The sequence below is a fragment of the Williamsia herbipolensis genome, assembly GCF_000964005.1.
Taxonomy (GTDB): Bacteria; Actinomycetota; Actinomycetes; order Mycobacteriales; family Mycobacteriaceae; genus Williamsia_A; species Williamsia_A herbipolensis.
In genome coordinates, this window is the sequence record NZ_JXYP01000040.1 from 40,572 (window position 1) to 58,597 (window position 18,026).

The 18,026-nt window shown below is 68.2% G+C and carries 18 protein-coding genes; 9 read left to right on the forward strand and 9 right to left on the reverse strand.

The features are described from left to right. Positions 1-91: 91 nt before the first annotated feature. The 4 genes from rplI to rpsF form a co-directional block, all read right to left on the reverse strand. On the reverse strand, positions 92-544 hold the full coding sequence (rplI, locus tag TU34_RS20820; RefSeq protein WP_045824834.1) for a 50S ribosomal protein L9: 453 nt from the start codon (positions 542-544) through the stop codon (positions 92-94). A gap of 17 nt (positions 545-561) precedes the next feature. Next, positions 562-822: a 30S ribosomal protein S18 gene (rpsR, locus tag TU34_RS20825; RefSeq protein ID WP_045824835.1), complete on the reverse strand. Its 261-nt coding sequence runs from the start codon at positions 820-822 to the stop codon at positions 562-564. Between the two features lie 68 nt (positions 823-890). After that, complete coding sequence (locus tag TU34_RS20830) at positions 891-1,415, reverse strand: single-stranded DNA-binding protein (RefSeq protein ID WP_045824836.1); 525 nt, start codon at positions 1,413-1,415, stop codon at positions 891-893. Between the two features lie 167 nt (positions 1,416-1,582). After that, positions 1,583-1,867 (reverse strand): 30S ribosomal protein S6, encoded by a 285-nt coding sequence (gene rpsF / locus TU34_RS20835; RefSeq protein WP_045824837.1) that lies wholly within the window; start codon positions 1,865-1,867, stop codon positions 1,583-1,585. Positions 1,868-2,062: 195 nt separating this feature from the next. Here rpsF and TU34_RS20840 point away from each other — a divergent pair, with 195 nt between their 5' ends. The 3 genes from TU34_RS20840 to TU34_RS20850 are packed head-to-tail and all read left to right on the forward strand — an operon-like array spanning position 2,063 to position 6,129. Continuing rightward, positions 2,063-4,105 (forward strand): phosphotransferase family protein, encoded by a 2,043-nt coding sequence (locus tag TU34_RS20840; RefSeq protein WP_045824838.1) that lies wholly within the window; start codon positions 2,063-2,065, stop codon positions 4,103-4,105. Between the two features lie 3 nt (positions 4,106-4,108). Further along, the gene (locus TU34_RS20845) at positions 4,109-5,533 is read left to right on the forward strand and encodes a membrane protein (RefSeq protein WP_045824839.1); all 1,425 of its coding nucleotides are present in this window, start codon (positions 4,109-4,111) and stop codon (positions 5,531-5,533) included. A 14-nt stretch (positions 5,534-5,547) separates the two neighbouring features. Beyond that, positions 5,548-6,129 (forward strand): GNAT family N-acetyltransferase, encoded by a 582-nt coding sequence (locus TU34_RS20850; protein WP_045824870.1) that lies wholly within the window; start codon positions 5,548-5,550, stop codon positions 6,127-6,129. On the opposite strand, the gene TU34_RS20855 is transcribed toward TU34_RS20850, so the two are convergent. The 3 genes from TU34_RS20855 to TU34_RS20865 all read right to left on the reverse strand — a co-directional run bounded on the left by TU34_RS20855 (position 6,122) and on the right by TU34_RS20865 (position 10,448). Continuing rightward, on the reverse strand, positions 6,122-7,753 hold the full coding sequence (locus tag TU34_RS20855) for a glycosyltransferase family 87 protein (RefSeq protein ID WP_045824840.1): 1,632 nt from the start codon (positions 7,751-7,753) through the stop codon (positions 6,122-6,124). The two genes, TU34_RS20850 and TU34_RS20855, sit on opposite strands and share 8 nt — an antisense overlap. Positions 7,754-7,767: 14 nt before the next feature. Then, the gene (locus TU34_RS20860) at positions 7,768-9,930 is read right to left on the reverse strand and encodes a transglycosylase domain-containing protein (RefSeq protein WP_045824841.1); all 2,163 of its coding nucleotides are present in this window, start codon (positions 9,928-9,930) and stop codon (positions 7,768-7,770) included. 113 nt (positions 9,931-10,043) lie between these two features. Further along, positions 10,044-10,448, reverse strand: a complete 405-nt coding sequence (locus TU34_RS20865) for a DUF5318 family protein (protein WP_045824842.1) — start codon at positions 10,446-10,448, stop codon at positions 10,044-10,046. A gap of 219 nt (positions 10,449-10,667) precedes the next feature. On the opposite strand from TU34_RS20865, the gene TU34_RS20870 reads away from it, so the two are divergent. From TU34_RS20870 to TU34_RS20885, 4 genes are all read left to right on the forward strand, one after another. Further along, positions 10,668-11,264 carry a PadR family transcriptional regulator gene (locus TU34_RS20870; RefSeq protein ID WP_045824843.1) on the forward strand — a complete coding sequence of 199 codons (597 nt, stop codon included), beginning with the start codon at positions 10,668-10,670 and terminating at the stop codon, positions 11,262-11,264. After that, positions 11,257-12,354, forward strand: coding sequence for an inositol-3-phosphate synthase (locus TU34_RS20875; protein ID WP_045824844.1), 1,098 nt, complete (start codon positions 11,257-11,259; stop codon positions 12,352-12,354). Before TU34_RS20870 ends, TU34_RS20875 begins: the two co-directional genes overlap by 8 nt. A gap of 144 nt (positions 12,355-12,498) precedes the next feature. After that, positions 12,499-13,062 carry a dihydrofolate reductase family protein gene (locus tag TU34_RS20880; protein WP_045824845.1) on the forward strand — a complete coding sequence of 188 codons (564 nt, stop codon included), beginning with the start codon at positions 12,499-12,501 and terminating at the stop codon, positions 13,060-13,062. Further along, entirely contained in the window at positions 13,059-13,982 is a 924-nt protein-coding gene (locus tag TU34_RS20885; RefSeq protein WP_045824846.1) for an NADP-dependent oxidoreductase, read from the forward strand. The genes TU34_RS20880 and TU34_RS20885 overlap by 4 nt, the downstream gene beginning before the upstream one ends. A 92-nt stretch (positions 13,983-14,074) precedes the next feature. Here TU34_RS20885 and TU34_RS20890 read toward each other — a convergent pair whose 3' ends face one another. Next, a complete protein-coding gene (locus tag TU34_RS20890) occupies positions 14,075-15,307 on the reverse strand; it encodes a lipase family protein (RefSeq protein ID WP_045824847.1) in 1,233 nt (410 codons plus the stop codon). Between the two features lie 98 nt (positions 15,308-15,405). Beyond that, entirely contained in the window at positions 15,406-16,656 is a 1,251-nt protein-coding gene (gene dinB, locus TU34_RS20895) for a DNA polymerase IV (RefSeq protein WP_045824871.1), read from the reverse strand. Between the two features lie 110 nt (positions 16,657-16,766). Between dinB and TU34_RS20900 the strand changes: the two genes are divergently transcribed. Then, on the forward strand, positions 16,767-17,579 hold the full coding sequence (locus tag TU34_RS20900) for an LLM class F420-dependent oxidoreductase (RefSeq protein WP_045824848.1): 813 nt from the start codon (positions 16,767-16,769) through the stop codon (positions 17,577-17,579). Then, positions 17,576-17,989, forward strand: a complete 414-nt coding sequence (locus TU34_RS20905) for a thiol-disulfide oxidoreductase DCC family protein (protein ID WP_238981420.1) — start codon at positions 17,576-17,578, stop codon at positions 17,987-17,989. The genes TU34_RS20900 and TU34_RS20905 overlap by 4 nt, the downstream gene beginning before the upstream one ends. Positions 17,990-18,026: the final 37 nt, after the last annotated feature.

Consider the following 18,026-nt stretch of genomic DNA (forward strand, 5'->3'; position numbering starts at 1 on the left):
CATCGGGAGATACGGCGCCGACAGTCACCACACAGAACGCACTCGGCCCCCGACACCAGGTGTCGGGGGCCGGGGCGTGTGGTGCGTGGGGTCAGCCCGCGACGACCGTGAGGTCGACCGACGCCGAGACGTCGGGGTGCAGGTTCACGACCACCGGGAAGCTGCCGGTGGACTTGATGTGTCCCTTGGGCAGCTCGACCGAGCGCTTGTCGACGGCCGGGCCACCCGCGGAACGGATGGCGTCGGCGACGTCGGAGACGGTGACCGAACCGAAGAGCTTGCCGGAATCGTGGGTCTTCACGGTCAGGGTGACCGCGTCGAGGCCCTCGATGGCCTGCTTGAGCTCGTTGGCGTGCTCGAGGCCGCGCACCGCACGGGCCTCCTGCGAGCGACGGATGCCGTCGACCTGCTTCTGGGCTCCGCGGGTGGCCGGGATGGCCAGGCCGCGGGGCAGCAGGAGGTTCCGGCCGTAGCCGTCCTTGACCTCCACGGTGTCGCCGGCGACGCCGAGGTTGTCGACCTCGGTGGTGAGGATGAGTTTCATTGTGTTGTCCTTTCCGCTCAGCGGGCCGTCGAGGTGAACGGCAGCAGCGCCACTTCGCGCGAATTCTTGACTGCGACAGCGACGTCTCGCTGGTGCTGCACGCAGTTACCGGTAACCCGACGCGAACGGATCCTGCCGCGGTCGGACAGGAAACGACGCAGCAGCGACGTCTCCTTGTAGTCGATCTGAGTGTCTTTCTCCTTGCAGAAGGAACAGGCCTTGGCCGTGACGTCCTTCTCGGGACGGATCGTGCGTCCGCCTCCCGATGCCTTGGGCATGTACGTACTCCGCTGTCTCGCTTGCCGAGAACCACCGGTGGGACGAGGTCCCGCCCGGTGGTGACTCGTCAGAAGGGTGGTTCGTCGTCTCCGCCGCCGAACGATCCGGTCGCGGGGGCGCTGCCCCACGGATCGTCGTTCTGCGCGGCGCCGCCGCCGCCGCCGGAGCCGCCGCGGTTCCCACCGCCACCGCCCGACGACATCGAGCCGCCACCCCCGCCGCCGCCGCGCGATGCGCGGTTGACCTTGGCGGTGGCGTACTTCAACGACGGACCGACTTCCTCGACCTCGAGTTCCACGACCGTGCGCTTCTCGCCCTCGCGGGTCTCGTACGAGCGCTGCTTGAGCCGACCGGACACGATGACGCGTGCGCCCTTGGTCAGGCTCTCGGCCACGTTCTCCGCCGCCTCGCGCCAGATGCTGCACCGCATGAACAGTGCTTCGCCGTCTTTCCATTCGTTGGTCTGACGATCGAACATCCGCGGGGTGGAGGCGACGGTGAAGTTGGCCACCGCAGCCCCGGACGGGGTGAAACGCAGCTCGGGATCCGCCGTCAGGTTTCCGATGACGGTGAGGATCGTGTCGCCGGCCATGTCTGCTCCCTAAACGTGAGTGTGGTTGTCGAAGTCGATGCGCACCGATCGCGGTGGCGTCGTGATGACGCCGACCCTATTGATCGGTACCGACATACGACGCGGCTTCGCGCGATCCGGTTCCGTCGAGACGAGAACCGGTCACGCGAGGCTGCCGAGTCGGGTGTCTACTTGGCCTTCATGACCTTGGTGCGCAGCACCGACTCGTTCAGCTTCAGCTGACGGTCGAGCTCGGACACCGTCTTGGGCTCGGCATCGATGTCGATGACCGCATAGATCGCTTCGGTGTGCTTGTCGATCTCGTAGGCGAGACGACGCTTTCCCCAGATGTCGACCTTGTCGATCTTCCCGCCGTCCTTGCGGACAACGTTCAGAAATGTGTCGAGCGAGGGGGCAACGGTGCGCTCATCCAGGTTCGGATCGAGGATCACCATCAATTCGTAATGACGCATAAGACCACATCACCTCCTATGGGCTGATCGGCCACGGACTGTCCGTGGCAGGAGGGTCGCCTGCGTCGGCAACCGGCCCAGGCTACCGCAGGCACCCGTGACCAGCGAAATCGTCGACGGTCGCGTGCGAATCGATTCACGGACGTATCCGAATCGGACTCTGACAACCGTCGGGCAACTCCTAGAGTCGTACCGATGGCGTGGTGGCGGATCGAGGAGCTGACGGCCCCGTGGCTCTCCGAGGCCCTGGGCGCCCCCGTCGCCGGTGTCGACGTCGAGCCGTTCGCCCGCTCCGGCGCCACGGTCACCGTGCGCGTCGCGATCGATGCCCCCGACGCCCCGGACCTGCCGGCCTCGGTCCTGGTGGTCGCGGCCGCACCGTCGTGGCAGGGCACCGACCAGCCCTTCCGCCGGCTCGTGGCGTTCCACACGCTGCCCCGGACCGCGGCGATCCCCACGGTGGCTAGGTGCCTCGCCGCCGAACTCGACCACGCGACCGGTGACTTCTGGCTGGTACTGCACGACTCGGGTCGGGCCACCGTCGGTGACGAACTCGCCGGCATCACCCGCGGCAAGGCACAACTGGTGATCGCGGCGCTCGCCGACGTGCACACCACCCTCGACGACCGCGCGGTGGTGCCCGGCACCATCACCGAGCCGATGCCGATTGATCGACGGGGCCTCGGCGAGCTGTACGTGCGGTTCGTCGAGAACTTCGGCGAGCAGATCGCGCCCCACGCGCTCGGCGTCGCCAACCGGGTCGTCTCCTCGGTCGAGTCGATGATCGCCCATCAGCGCCAGTCGACCTCCCCGCAGGCGGTGGTGCACGGCGACTTCCGTCTCGGCAACGTCCTGTTCGGCTGGTCGGGGACGCGGAGGCCGATCACGATCGTGAACTGGCAGCACGCGCACTGGGGGTCGCGCGCCACCGACCTGTCGACCTTCCTGGGTACGGCGCTCGACCCGAGGATGCGACGCGAGTTCGGCGTCACCCTCCTGTCGGCCTACCACCGGATCGTCGGCGGCGACCTCGAGGCGCTGCGGCGCGACGTGCGCGACGCGGCCTTCCACTGCGTCGTCAACGCCATCACCTCGTGGGCCGATTCGGTCGGTGCACGCACCGCCGACACCGAACGCCTCTGGCTGACCCACTTCCATCGGGCGTGCGGCTACCTCATCGATCTCGAGTCGACGACGAGTCCGCACGCCGCGACCCTCGCCGCGGCCACCGATCTGTCCCGGGCCGGCGCGCGGCGTCACCCGGCTCCCCGGGGTGTCCCGCCCGACGACGAGTTCGGGGCCGACGGGGACTCGCACACCGTCGTGTCCCCCGTCGACGAGGGACCGCACCCGCCGGCGCCGGGCGACGGGTGGAACGAGACCTGGTACCTCGACGTGGCCGACCCGACCGCCGGTGTCGGGGCCTCGATGCGGTTCGGTGTGGGGCCCGACAACCCCACCGGGTGGTTCAGTCTCACCGTCTGCGGACCCGACCTGCCGACCATCACGCTGTCGGAACCGAGCATCGACATCGGGCGGGTGCTCGCCGGTGCACCCGGCACGGTGACCTGCTCGGTGGTCGATCCGCTCGCGCACATCCACATCGGCGTGGACGGCGTCGGACACGTGGTGCCCGATGCGTCGGTGGCCCGGTCGACGATCGGCGGCGAGGTCGGTGTCCGGCTCGACCTGCACTGGTACACCTCGGCGCGGCCCTATCAATACGACCTCACCCGGGTGTACGAGGTCGGCTGCATGGTCACCGGATCGATCACGCTGCGCGGCGCGGGACTGCCCGACACCCCGATCGCCATCGACGGGCCGGGTCAGCGCGATCACGCCTGGGACGCGCAGAACTGGTGGCACACCGAGTGGTACTGGCTCGCGGCCCGCTTCGACGACGGCTCCCACGCGCACGGCGTCGACATCCGGCTCCCCGGGCTCCCACCGGTCTCCACCGGCTACCTCCAGACTCCCGGGGCACCGATCGTCGCGATCGACAGCTGCCGGATGGTGGACGCCGACACCGACGGCCATGCGATCACCGCGATGACGTTCGCCCTCGAACCGGGCTCGCTGACGGTCACGTTCCGCGCCCTCGGGCAGGGACCGCAGCTGCTCCGCCAGACCTCCGGAGCGGTCGCGGTCATGCCCCGGGCGTGGGGCGAGTTCACCCGGTCCGACGGTCGCCGGGGAGTCGGCTGGGTGGAGTGGAACACGGGATCACCTAACCTGTAGCCCATGCCCGCGATGTCCACGTCCGATCGGTGGCGCCTGCGATGGCACGCCGCGAAGGGCAACCTCGCGGTCGTCCTGCTCGTCCTCGTGGTGCTCAGCCTGGTGTTCATGTGGCTCGGCTACCTAGGCAAACTCGACTGCGGCGGCGCGCCGTACTTCCCCGACGGCCGCAGCAAACACTGGCCGGTGGGCAAGAACGAACTGCTCATGCCGTGCTACTCGGACCTGCAGTTCCTGTGGGTCGGACGCGACATCAACAACCACGTGTTCCCCTACATCCACGGCGGCATCACCGACGACGGCGTGCTGTACGGCGGGGTCGTGGAGTACCCGGTGCTCTCGGGGCTGCTGATGTACCTCGGTGCGATCGGCGCCCACACCGACACCCAGTTCTTCATGCACTCGGCGCTCATCCTGCTGCCGTTCGGCATCCTCGTGACGGTGCTGCTCGGCCTGCTGGTCCGCTGGTGGGCGCTGCTGTGGGCCGCGACGCCGCCGCTGATCCTCTACGCGTTCCACAACTGGGAACTGCCGGTGGTCGCCACCGCGGTCGGCGCCGTGGCGGTGATGGTCTCCGGCGCGCAGACCTCCCCGCGGACGGGCGCACCACGCCTGTCGTTGCGGACGAGCAGCGTGATCGCGTCGGTGCTGCTGGCGATCGGCTTCTGCCTCAAGCTCTATCCGGGCCTGTTCGTGCTCCCTCTCGCGGCCTATGTCCTGACCCGGGGCACACCACGCGACGCCGCCGCGCTCGGCCGCCGGGCCCTCGACCGCGTCGGGGCGGCATGGGTCATCGGCGCCGCCGTCGTCACCGTGGTGGCCATCCAGCTGCCGTTCATGATCGGCGGATTCGACGGGTGGAAGGCGTCCCTGTCGTTCCAGGGGCGCCGCAAATCCGACGTCGACACCAACTCTGTCTGGTACTGGGGTGTCCGCCATCTCACCGGCGGGATGAACTCCACCTACAACTCGATCGTCGGTGTCGCGTCACCCCTGCTGATCCTGGCGTCGTTCGCCGTCGTGATCTACCTCGGGGTACGGGTGTGGCGCAGCGGTGAGGCCTACCCGTGGATCGGCGTCAGCGCGGCCATGTTGGCCGGTTTCATGCTGTTCCACAAGGTCCACTCGCCGCAGTACACGCTGTGGATCCTGCCGTTCTTCGTGCTCCTGCGGGTGGCCTGGCCGATCATCGCGCTCTACCTGCTGGCGGATCTGTCGTTGGACCTGACCATCTTCCGGCTCTTCGGCATCTACACCTCGGGATCGCCGATGAAGTGGTGGGTGATGGGTGGCGTGCAGTTCGGGGTGTGGACGCACGCGGTGTTGCTGGCCATCCTCATGGTCGCCTTCGTGCGCGCGCCGCTGCGGGTACGCACGCCGAAACCCGATGGCTTTCTCGAACGGGTCCCCGCTACCGTCGCCGTGTGACTGCGCACAGCGACATCTCCACCTGGATCGGCGCCCCGACTCTGCCCGGCACCCGTGTTCGGTTGCGCCCGTTGACCGACGACGACGCCGCAGAGCTGGCCGCGGCCGTCGACGAGCCCGACGCCTTCCGCTGGACCACCGTCCCGGGCGACGAACCCGCGGCACACGGTTACATCGCCACCGCCGACGCCGATCCCGCGCGGGTGGCGTTCGCGGTGGTCGACACCCTCGACGGCACCGACGCGATCGTCGGCACCACGAGCTTCTACGACATCGACCCCCGCAACCGCTCGGTGGCCATCGGCTACACCTGGTACTCGCGTCGCGTCCAGGGCACCACGGTCAATCCCGAGTCCAAACTACTTCTGCTGCAGCATGCTTTCGAGACGTGCGGCGCCGTGCGGGTGGTGTGGCACACCGACGAGCGCAACGCCCAGTCGCGTGCGGCGATCGCGAAGCTGGGCGCCCAATTCGAGGGCCTGCTCCGCAAGCATCGCCCGCTCCCCGACGGATCGTGGCGCACCACAGCGCAGTTCGCGATGACCGACGACGACTGGCCGACCGCGCGCTCGGGTCTGCGGGACCGGATCAGCTGACCGCGTCGGCCTTCGCGCGGCCTCGGGTGGCCGGGGCCGCGGCGCGGGGCCGCAGACTGATCGTGTCGACGGCGTCGTCGAGGACGCCGCCACCCGGGTCGTCGTAGAACTCGCCGTCGGGTCCCCTGCGCACCAGATCGCGCTCGGGGTGGTAGATCTCCCAGATCACGACCGCGCACAGTCCGATCACGGTGAACGCACGGATCACCACGGCTCCCGTGAACCATTGATCGGGAAGCCATTTCACGTCGGCGGGGAGATAGAGACCCATCCGTGGGATCCACACGAGGGCGTCGAGGACCATCCACGCGACCAGCAGACGGGTGCGCGGGAGTGCCAGTACGGCCAGTGGCACGAGCCACAACGAATACTGAGGACTCCACACCTTGTTCACGAGCAGGAACCCCGCGACGGTCAGGAACATCAGCTGCGCCAGACGCGGTCGCCTCGGGGCGTGCAGTCCGACGAACACCACACCCACGCACACGGCGACGAACGCACCGAGGGAGATCCCGTTGACGAGGTCGGACCTGCCGTTCGCGTCGGCATCCCACGCGTACCCGCTGACCTTGCTGACCACCGTGAACCAGGTGTCGGGGTCGGTACCGCGATCGGAGTTGTAGCGGAAGAACTCCCACCACCCCGTCGGGACGGTCACCATGAACGGCAGGTTCACCGCCAGCCACGCCGCGACCGCGACCGCGACGGTCACCGCGAACTCGCGGATACGACCCGCCCGCAGACACAGCACCGCCAACGGGATGATCATCAGACCCGGATACAACTTGGCCGCGACGCCTATCCCGAGGAACAGCCCTGTCGCCCAGGGGTTCTTGCGTGCCCAGGCCAGCATCGCCAGCGCGAGCAGCGCGGTGGCGATGGCGTCGAAGTTGGTGAAGATGTGCACGATCACCAGCGGCGACAGTGCCGCGATGGCGGCCGACCAGATCCGCACACCCGCTGTGAGAGCGGTCGCCCAGATGGTCAGCAGCCAGAACAGCGCGAGACCGAGGGCGACGACGTTGAAGAACAACACGACGTCGAGCGCACCGGGCACGCCCCAGTTGTCGTGGGCCCACCGCCAGCCGTGCGAGACCTCCATCGCGGCGTACATGTACATGCCGGTGAGCACCGGGTACTCCATGTAGCGCGTCTCGGTGGAGCCGTCGGGACGCTTCTGCTCCCACGACGACTTGTACGGCAGCGCACCGGTGTCGAGCCGTTCGGCGGTGTAGAGCGGGATCGTGTCGGAGTAGCACAGCGCGATGTACTGCCGGTGGTTGCTCCAGTCCAGTTCGAATCGCTCGGTGCCCGAGGCGGCCGACCCGGCGGCGGGCGCCTGCTGCAGACACCCCGCCTTCCCGTACCACCCCAGCGCCAGGGCCACGAGGGCCATCAGCAGGATCACCCGCAGCGGGGTCAGGTAACGCGACCGGCCGACCACGGCGTGCAACCCCAGCGGGCCGCCCACGGCGATCGAGGCCTCGCGGGCGACGGAGTCGGTCCGCGACGGCAGATCACGAGAGGTGTTCTCCCGCAGATCGTCCGACAGGCGGGTCGGCGAATCCCAGAAGTCGGGATCCGTCGACTCCGGTGTCCTCGGATCGGTCTCGCGATCGCCCATCGGCCGGTGACCCGTCAGGGCCCGTTACCGGCGCCGGCGGGATCCTGCGGTGTCGGGGTGATCACGGTCTCCGTCGGCGGACCGGGGAGCGGGATCGTGACACCGGGGGCCAGCGTGGCCGACGGCGGCGCGAAGGTGGTGACCGGCGCTTCCGGTTCGGTGGTCTCGCTGTCCTGTTCCCGCGACCGGCGCGTGGCGGTGGTGCGCGGCGCCTCCTCGGGGACGCCGGCGACGCCACCGATGGCGGCCGGTGTCGGGAACTGTTCGATCGGCTCGTCGGCCAACGCCCCGTCCATCGCGGCCTGCCAGATGTCCGACGGCAGGCCCGATCCGTAGACGATCGCGCCGTTGTAGTTCTTCAAAGCCACACCGGCGTCGGTACCGACCCACACCGCGGTCGAGAGCTGCGGGGTGTAGCCGACCATCCAGGCGTCCTTGTTCTGGCCGGTGTCGCCGAGCTGGGTGGTGCCGGTCTTGGCCGCCGACGGCCGCTGACCGTCGTCGAGGGAGTGACCGTTGGAGTACGCCGCGATCGGCTGCATCGCGGCGGTGGTGTTGTTGGCCACCGCAGCGGAGAAGCGACGCTCGCCGCTGTCGTTCTTGCGCTCGTAGAGCACCGTCCCGTCGGAGGTCTCGACCTTCTGCACGAAGTGCGGTGCGTGATAGACGCCCTGGTTGGCCAGGGTCGCGTACGCCGAGGCCATGTCGATCACCCGCGAGGGGTACTGGCCGAGCACCACGCCACCCTCGACGCCGGTGCCGTCGGTGTTCTGCAGCGTCTTCTTGATGTCACCGAAGCTCTCGGCGACGCCGGCCTGGTGCGCGGCGTCGGCCACGGCCTGGGCCTGTCCGTCGAGATCCATCATCAGGCGGTAGTAGACGGTGTTGAGCGACATCTTCAACGCGGTCGCGAGGTTGCACGAGCCGCAGCTCTCGCCGTCGGAGTTGGTGACGGTGAGGCCACCGGGCGCGTCGAACGGCGCCGAGGAGTACACCTTCGACAGCGGCACGCCCTGTTCGAGCGCCGCGATCAGCGCAAACACCTTGAACGACGAACCGGTCTGCAATGCGGCCTGCGCGTAGTCGTAGCCCTGACCGTTGTTGCCGCCGAAGTAGCCCTTCACCGCGCCGGTGTTCGGATCGATCGACACGACCGCGTCGCGGACGTTGCTCGGCTCACCCTCGAGTTGGCCGTTGGCCGCCGAGACGACCGACCGCTGCACCTTCGGGTCAATGGTGGTGGTGATCTTCAGACCCTCGGTCTGGACGTCCTGCTCGGAGATGTTCAACGAGCTGAGCTCGGCGAGCACCTGCTGCTTGATTAGCCCGTTCGGTCCGGTCGTGGTCGTGCCCGAGGAGTCGCGCGGGGCGGCGACCTTCGGGTACTGCAGCGTCGCCTCGTCACTCGGGGTGAGTGCACCGATGGTGACCATGCCGTCGAGGACGTAGCGCCAGCGCGCCTGCGCGGCCGCCAGATTGGTCGCCGGGTCGTAGAAGGACGGCGACCGGATCGACGACGCCAGCACCGCGGCCTCGGGCACGTTGATCTGGGTGATGTCCTTGTTGAAGTACGCCCGCGCCGCCGCGGAGATGCCGTAGGCACCACGACCGAAGTAGATGGTGTTGAGGTAGGCGGCCATGATGTCGTTCTTGGTCCACTCGTTGGACATCTTGGTCGCGATCGCCAGTTCCTTGAACTTGCGGGTGTAGCTGCGCTCGTCGCCGACGAGCGCGTTCTTCACGTACTGCTGGGTGATGGTCGATCCGCCGCCGGCGTCGTCGTTGTTGGTGATCTGACCGATCACCGCACGCGCCAGACCGGTGGGCGAGAACCCCGCGTTGGTGCGGAACTGCCGGTCCTCGGCCGCGATGACGGCGTCCTGCACGGCCTTGGGGATCTTGTCGATCGTGACGTCGGTGCGGTTGCCCTCCGGCGGCACGATGCGGGCGATCTCGCCGCCGTTGGCGTTGAGGATCGTGGCGACCTGGTTCTGCTTGATCGAGTCGGGACCGGGCACCGAGGCGCCGAGGTAGGTGAAGAGGAACACCACGGCCATCACCACGACCCCGAGGGGGACCAGGCTGCCGAGGATTCCGAGGGTCCACGCCACGACATTCAGCCGCGAGCGCTTCTTCTCGCGGACCGTGCGCGGCTGGGCGCCAGTTCCGTTGCTCACAACACCGTCTCCATACTCATAGTTCGAGCCCGCCACCGACGTCGGGGCGGGCAGGTCGCCGCGGTCGTCCCGCGGCGGTCACATCGTTCGGGTCACCGTGGCCGTTTCCGGCGTCACTCGCCGGTACCGGCCACCCGCCGCGACCGGCGGGCGCGCGGTCGTACGGGCAGCCCGGCAACGAAGGACTGCACCAGGTGGTTCCACCGGCAGCTCCGGCAGACCTCCACCACGTGCACCGAGAACTCCTCGGTGCTCGCGGCCAGGCGCGTGATCTCCTCGGTCGACCGGGCCGAGCCGTTGACGGTACCCATCTTGTCCCCGAACACCCAGGAGACCAAGGTCAGCTGCTCCTTGCGGCACACCGGGCACAGCACGGTGCTGGGGCGGCCGTGGAACTTGGCGGCACGCAACAGATACGGGTCCGCGTCGCACACCGCACCGACGGCGGTCCGTCCGGCGTAGACCTCGGACAGCAGGGATCTGCGCTGCAGCGCGTAATCCACCGTCTGTCTCTGCACAAGCACGATCTCAAGAGTACGTGCAGCCGCGCGGCTGCCCACGGGTTCGGGTGCACCCGGCCACCAGCGCCGGCACGACCCTTGCCGGACACCCGCACACCCGGTCGCGGTAAACCCCAGTTCACACGCGGTTTCCTATCCCGATTATATCGGCGCGATACATTGCGGGTAGTGTCAGTGCCACACGTTCGTTCGACAGGTCGGGAAAGGGGTCACGCAATGCTCGAGTTGGCGGTGTTGGGTCTGCTCCTCGAGGCACCCATGCATGGCTACGAGCTGCGCAAGCGCCTCACCGGACTGCTGGGCGCATTTCGCGCCTTCTCCTACGGATCGCTGTATCCGACACTCCGCCGGATGCAGACCGACGGCCTCATCGAAGAGGACGCCGGACCGCAGGGAACTCTCAAGCGACGTGCGCGCAGGGTCTACAAGATGACCCCCGCGGGACGGGAACGTTTCGCCGAACTGGTCGCCGACACCGGTCCGCAGAACTACACCGACGACGGCTTCGGGGTGCATCTCGCATTCTTCAGCCGCACGCCGGCCGTGGCTCGCATGCGGATTCTCGAGGGTCGTCGACGCCAGGTCGAGGAACGCCGTGAAGGACTGCGTGAGGCGGTGGGTCGGTCCAACCGGGCCGTCGACCGCTACACACGACAGCTCCACCAGCTGAGCCTGGAGTCCAGCGAACGCGAGGTCCGCTGGCTCAACGAGCTCATCGCCGCCGAATCGGCGGCCGAGCCCGATTCCCAGCTGCTCGAACCGGATACAACATCAGTTTCACCACAGAAAGAAGGAGATCCCGACCATGGGTGACACAAACTCAGTCCGCGTGGCCATTGTGGGTGTGGGTAACTGCGCCTCATCCCTGGTCCAGGGCGTGCAGTACTACAAGGACGCCGACGAGACCGCCACGGTCCCCGGCCTCATGCACGTGACCTTCGGCAAGTACCACGTCCGCGACGTCGAGTTCGTCGCCGCGTTCGACGTGGACGCCAAGAAGGTCGGCTTCGACCTCTCGGAGGCGATCTTCGCCTCGGAGAACAACACCATCAAGTTCGCCGATGTCGAGCCCACCGGCGTGACCGTGCAGCGCGGCCACACCCTCGACGGCCTGGGCAAGTACTACCGCCAGACCATCACCGAGGCCGACGGCGAGGGCGGCGACGTCGTGCAGGCGCTCAAGGACAACAAGGTCGACGTCCTCGTGTCCTACCTGCCCGTCGGGTCCGAGCAGGCCGACAAGTTCTACGCGCAGTGCTGCATCGACGCGGGTGTCGCCTTTGTCAACGCCCTGCCGGTGTTCATCGCCTCCGACCCCGAGTGGGCCGAGAAGTTCCGCGCCGCGGGCGTCCCCATCGTCGGCGACGACATCAAGAGCCAGGTCGGTGCCACCATCACCCACCGCGTCATGGCGAAGCTGTTCGAGGACCGCGGCGTCGCGCTCGACCGCACCTACCAGCTCAACGTCGGCGGCAACATGGACTTCAAGAACATGCTCGAGCGTGAGCGTCTGGAGTCGAAGAAGGTCTCCAAGACCCAGGCCGTCACCTCGAACCTGCACGGTTCGCTGGCCAACAAAATCGAGGACAAGAACGTCCACATCGGCCCCTCGGACCACGTCGCGTGGCTCGACGACCGCAAGTGGGCCTACGTGCGCCTCGAGGGTCGTGCCTTCGGCGACGTGCCCCTGAACCTCGAGTACAAGCTCGAGGTCTGGGACTCGCCCAACTCGGCCGGCATCATCATCGACGCCGTGCGTGCGGCGAAGATCGCGCTCGACCGCGGCCTCGGCGGACCCATCCTCCCGGCCTCGGCCTACCTCATGAAGAGCCCCCCGGAGCAGCTCGCCGACGACGTCGCGCGCACCCAGCTCGAGGAGTTCATCATCGGAGCCGATTCCTGACGAGCAGAATCGGGATCGGAGCCGACGCCTGATCTGATCAAGATGATCTGATCGCGTGACTCACGAAGAGCCCGCATCTGTTTCGACGGGTGCGGGTTCTTCGCGTTCGGCCCGCGACACCACGGGTGGGGGTATCACTGAGGAATGCGCCCGCTCCTCTACTCGATCAACGTCACACTCGACGGATGCTGTGACCATCGCGGCATCACCCCCGACGCCGAACTCCACCGGCGCGCCGCCGACAGGCTGTCGCAGGCCGACGCGCTGCTGTTCGGTCGCGTCACCTACGAGATGATGGAATCGGCCTTCCGCGGCGCGGACGATGACGCCGACCCGTTCGCCGCGGTCATCGACCCCGCGAAGAAATACGTCGTCTCATCGACGTTGTCGGGCGTGGACTGGAACGCCGAGCTGATCCGCGGCGACCTCGCCGAGGCGGTGACCGCACTCAAGGCCGAGCCCGGCGACGGCATCTGTCTGGGCGGGGTGATGCTGCCGATGGCGCTCGCCGAACTGGATCTCATCGACGAGTACGAATTCGTGGTGCACCCCCGTGTCGCGGGACACGGGCCGCGCTTGTTCGACGGTCTGCGGGCACCGCTCGATCTGGAATGGGTGGGACGTCAGGAGTACGAGTCGGGCGCCGTCGCGATGCGGTACGTACCGCGACGAACGCCCGCATCACAGGACAGGGATTCGGCAGCATGAACGCGAAGCGATGGGAAGCCCACGGCGGCGGAGGTCTCGAGGACTTCCGCTTCGTCGATCACGAGGTGCCGCCACCGGAATCGGGTCAGGTGACCATCGACGTCCGCGCCGCGGGCGTCAATCCCGCCGATCTGAAACACACGATGCGCGAGGGCGCGCAGTTCCCGTTGCCGGTCGGGTACGAGGTCGCGGGTGTGATCTCCGCGATCGGCCCCGACACCGAGATCGGTTCGGGCCCGGTGTCGGTGGGCGACGAGGTCCTCGCCTTCCGCGTGCGGGGCGGGTACGCGACCGCGATCACCGTCCCTGCGCGTGACGTGTTCGCCAAGCCGCCCGGCGTGCCGTTCGAGAAGGCCGCCAACCTGTTGCTCGCGGGAACCACGGCGGCGGAGATGCTGCACGTGGTCGGTGCGGCCGAGGGGGAGACGGTGCTGCTGCACGGCGCATCGGGTGCCGTGGGTGTCGCGGTGTGCCAACTCGCCCGCGCGCGGGGGATCACCGTCATCGGCACGGCCGGTGAGTCCGGGGCCGAACGCGTCCGCCGGTTCGGTGGTGTCGCGGTCGCCTATGGCGACGGATTGCTCGACCGGGTCCGGGAGATCGGTCCGGTCGACGCCGCGCTCGACGCGGCGGGCACCGACGAGGCGTTCGACGTGTCGGCGGCGCTGGTCGATCCCGATCGGTTCGTCACGGTGGTCAACATGCCGCGCGCGGAACGCGAGGGGCTGCGCGCGATCGCCGGCGCCATGCCGGCCAGCGCGGCGTTCCGCGATGCCGTTCGCGCAGAACTCATCTCGATGGCCGGCCGCGGCGATCTCGACGTGCCGATGGCGCGCACCGTTCCGCTGGCCGACGCCGTCGACGCCCTGGCCTTCGTCATGGACGGCCACCCCGGAGGCAAGGTCGCCCTGCTGCCCTGATCGCATTGCACTCCCGAGTGCACCGCAACGCACGACGGCGCCGAACCCCTCGGTCGAGGAGGTCGGCGCCGTCGGCGTCGGTGTGCCCGCTATCAGTTCGGCGAGTTGAACCGATCGAACAGGAACTTGTAGGCCGGCACGGTGCTGAACAGGTACGGAAGAGCGTGGTTCAGCGCCAACCTCGACAGGATCGGCGGGGTGCGGTCGGTCGACACGATCACGTTCGCCCCCTGCGATCGCCAGCTGTTGACCATCGTCATCACCTGAGCATTCGGGATGATGTCGTCGTTGACACCCGTCTCGACGAGCACCGGTGCGCTCGGCTTCAACTTCCCGATCAGCTGATCGTTCAGCGCCTTCTGGATCACCGGGTACTTCTGCGAGATCTGGTACAGCGATTGCTTCGAGTTGGTCCATTCGCTGGTGTACCGGAAGCCGTACCGGAAGAAGGTGTCGCCGATGCAGTCGGTCGACAGGGTCTTCAGGATCTGCCGGCCGGCCGGGCTCGCCTCACGGTCGATGATCGGTCCCAGCTCGGGGTATCGGGCCACGAGACCGTTGATGGTGTAGCCGATCACGCCGACGATCGACGTCCCGTCGACCTTCTTCAGCACGCTCTCGAGATCCGCCGGGGGCGCACCCGCGTAGGTGCCCTTGATGTTCAGCTCGGGCGCGTACGTCGATGCCATCTCCGCGGCCGACGCCGTCGCGCCACCACCCTGCGAGTAGCCCCAGAACCCGACCGGCGAGTCCTTCGGCAGCTTGGCGAAGTTGAGGACCGCGCGGGCGCCGTCGAGGACGGCGTGCCCCTCCTCGACCCGGTTCACGTAGGTGTGGATCCCCGGGGTGCCGAGACCGATGTAGTCGGTCATCATGATCCGGTAGCCCTGGTACAACAGCAGATTGGCGAAGAGGCCCTCGTAGTTGACGCCGAGCGAGGGCTTGGCGAGGTCGATCGAGACCGGCAGACCGAACAGCTTCGACGGGGCGCACTGATCGCCCTGGCCGATTGTGCCGGGGGCCATCACGACGGTCGGCCGCGGCCCCTTGCCGCGCCACGGCGCGAACGGCTCGATGACCGTGCCGGTGACCGCGGTCGGCGTGCCGTCCTGCAGCTTCGAGGTGTACATGATGGTGCTGCCGTTGCCCGGGAACGCGCGGGGCACGCCCGGGATCTGGAGGAACAGCGGCGTCCCGCGCGACTTGATGATCGAGCCGGGTTCGGACGAATAGCTCGACGGCGGCGTGTAGAACGTGTCTCCGGGAGCGGCGGACGCGGTCCCGGTGGCGACGGTCCCGACACCGGCGACAAGGGTGATCGTCATGGCGATCGCGCGTAATTGTGACTTCACGCACTCACCATAGGACACTGCAACGCGTTCTTGTTACCCGGGTAGGCGTTGGAACGCACCACAACGGCGGGTCAGTCGGGCAGTTTCGGGACCTCACCGTGATCGGCGCGACCGAGAAGGACGCCACGGGTCAGCGCACCGGCGCCGAACCGCTCGCGAAGGCCGTCGACGGCGGCGTCGAGCGCCGAGGTGTCGAGGGTGACCTGGGCGCCGCTGGTCGATTCCCGGTGCTTCTCCTGCTCGCCGAACGGCAACGCCAACTGCACCGAATCGGCGTCGTCGAGATTGGCCAGGGAGATGCCGATCAGGGTGCAACCACGTTCGGTGAGGAGATCGGACGCGTCGGCGAGCAGCCGTCGGGCGCCGACCATGATGATCTGCGTCGAGGCCGTCGCCTCGTCGAGGGTGTGCGACCGCGTCGCGCGGGTGAAGTCGTCGAAGCGCAATCGCAGCACAAGGGTTCGGCAGACCCGGTTCGCATGGCGAAGGCGTCGACCCAGCCTGTCGACGATGGCGACGACCGTCGCCTCGAGGTCACTCATCGCATGGGGTCCTCGCCCGATCGCCCGCTGCGATCCGATCGAGTGGCGGCGTTTGCCGACGTGGACCGGACGCGGATCGCGAGCCAGCGACAGCGCATAGAGGTGCGCTCCGGCCGATCGGCCGACCACCGAACCCAGCATCTCGTGGCCCATGTCGGCGATGTCGCCGACGGTGTGGACGCCGCTGTCGTGCAGCTTCGCCGCGGTCACGGTGCCCACGCCCCACAGGCGTTCGACGGGCAGCGGGTGCAGGAACTCCAGTTCGGCGTGCGGGGCGACCTCGAGCAGCCCGTCGGGCTTCGCGACCGCGCTGGCCACCTTGGCGAGGAACTTCGTGCGGGCGATGCCGACGGTGATCGGCAGCCCGACCTCGGTGGCCACGCGGAGGCGGAGGCGTCGACCGATCTCCACGGGCGTCCCGCTGATCCGCCGGAGACCGCCGACGTCGAGGAACGCCTCGTCGATCGATATCCCCTCGACCAGCGGTGTCGTGTCATGGAAGACGTCGAACACCGCGCGACTCGCCTCGGTGTAGGCATCGAACCGCGGCGGGACGACCACCGCGTGCGGGCACAACCGCAACGCGGCACTGCCACCCATCGGGGTGCGGATGCCGAAGGCCTTCGCCTCGTAGCTCGCCGCGAGCACCACCCCGCCGCCGACGATCACCGGGCGACCACGCAGCCGTGGGTCGTCGCGCTGCTCGACCGAGGCGTAGAACGAGTCGAGGTCGGCGTGCAGGATCGACGCCGCACCGTCGGTCGACACCCGCTCCCTCACGAACACATGTTCGCACCCGGCTCTGACATCGGCGCAGCGCCGGGCGGCTGCGGTCGCGCCGGCTCGTGCGATCGGCGGCGCCCGGATGCCGGAGCCGGTATGACTGAGGCATGGCAAACAAGGTGCGCATCGGTGTCCAGCTCCAGCCACAACACTTCAGCGACTATTCGCAGATCCGAGACGCGGTGCGCCGTGCCGAGGACATCGGCGTCGACGTCGCCTTCAACTGGGATCACTTCTTCCCGCTCTACGGCGACCCCGAGGGTTCGCATCTCGAGTGCTGGACCATGCTCGCCGCGTGGGCCGAGCAGACCTCGACCATCGAGATCGGCGCGCTGGTCACGTGCAACAGCTACCGCAACCCCGAACTGCTCGCCGACATGGCACGCACGGTCGACCACATCTCCGGCGGTCGACTCATCCTCGGCATCGGTTCGGGATGGTTCGAGCGGGACTACACCGAGTACGGCTACGAGTTCGGCACGGCCGGTTCGCGATTGAACGCTCTCGGTGACGCCCTGCCCCGCATCGTCGACCGCTGGTCGAAGCTGAACCCGGCGCCCACCCGCGAGATCCCGATCCTCATCGGAGGGGGTGGCGAGAAGAAGACCCTCAAGCACGTCGCGCGCTACGCCCACACGTGGCACTACTTCGTCGACCCGGAGTCCTACCGCCACAAGTCGGGCGTGCTCGAGGCGCACTGCGCCGACATCGGCCGCGACCCGTCCGAGATCGAGCATTCCGCCGGCGTCGAGTTCGACCCGAAGGCCGCGCTGGCCGACGGCCTCAAGGGCGTCGTCGAGCGGGCCGAACAGCTGCACGCCGAGGGCGTCACGTTCTTCACCGTCGGCGTCGGCGGACCCGATTACGAACTCGCACCCGTCGCCGAGCTCTGCCGCTGGCGCGACTCGCTCTCGGGGTGAGCGCACCGCCGTCCGGCCCGGGTGTGCTGTTCTTCGACGGAAACTGCGGCATGTGCACCCGGGCGCGAGATCTGTTGGAGCGCATGAACCGCACCGGCGATGTGCGACTCGAGCCGCTCCAGGCACCCGACTGCGCGCAGCGACTGTCGGCGGCGCTGGGTCGGCCGCTGGACGACGAGGAACTGATGGCGTCCATCTGGTGGCTCGGCGACGACGGCGCCGTGGTGTCGGCAGCGCAGGCCGCGGCCGTCGCATCGAGCGTGGCGACGGGGGTGTCGATTCCACGCATGCTCTACCGCGTCCCCGGTCTCGGGCCTCTCTCGGAGGTCGGCTACCGGTGGGTCGCCACGCATCGACAGTATTTTCCCGGCACCACCCCGCACTGCCAACGCACCCCGTCGGCCTGCTGACCGAGCACGCACCGAGGTCTTCAGCATCCAGGTATTT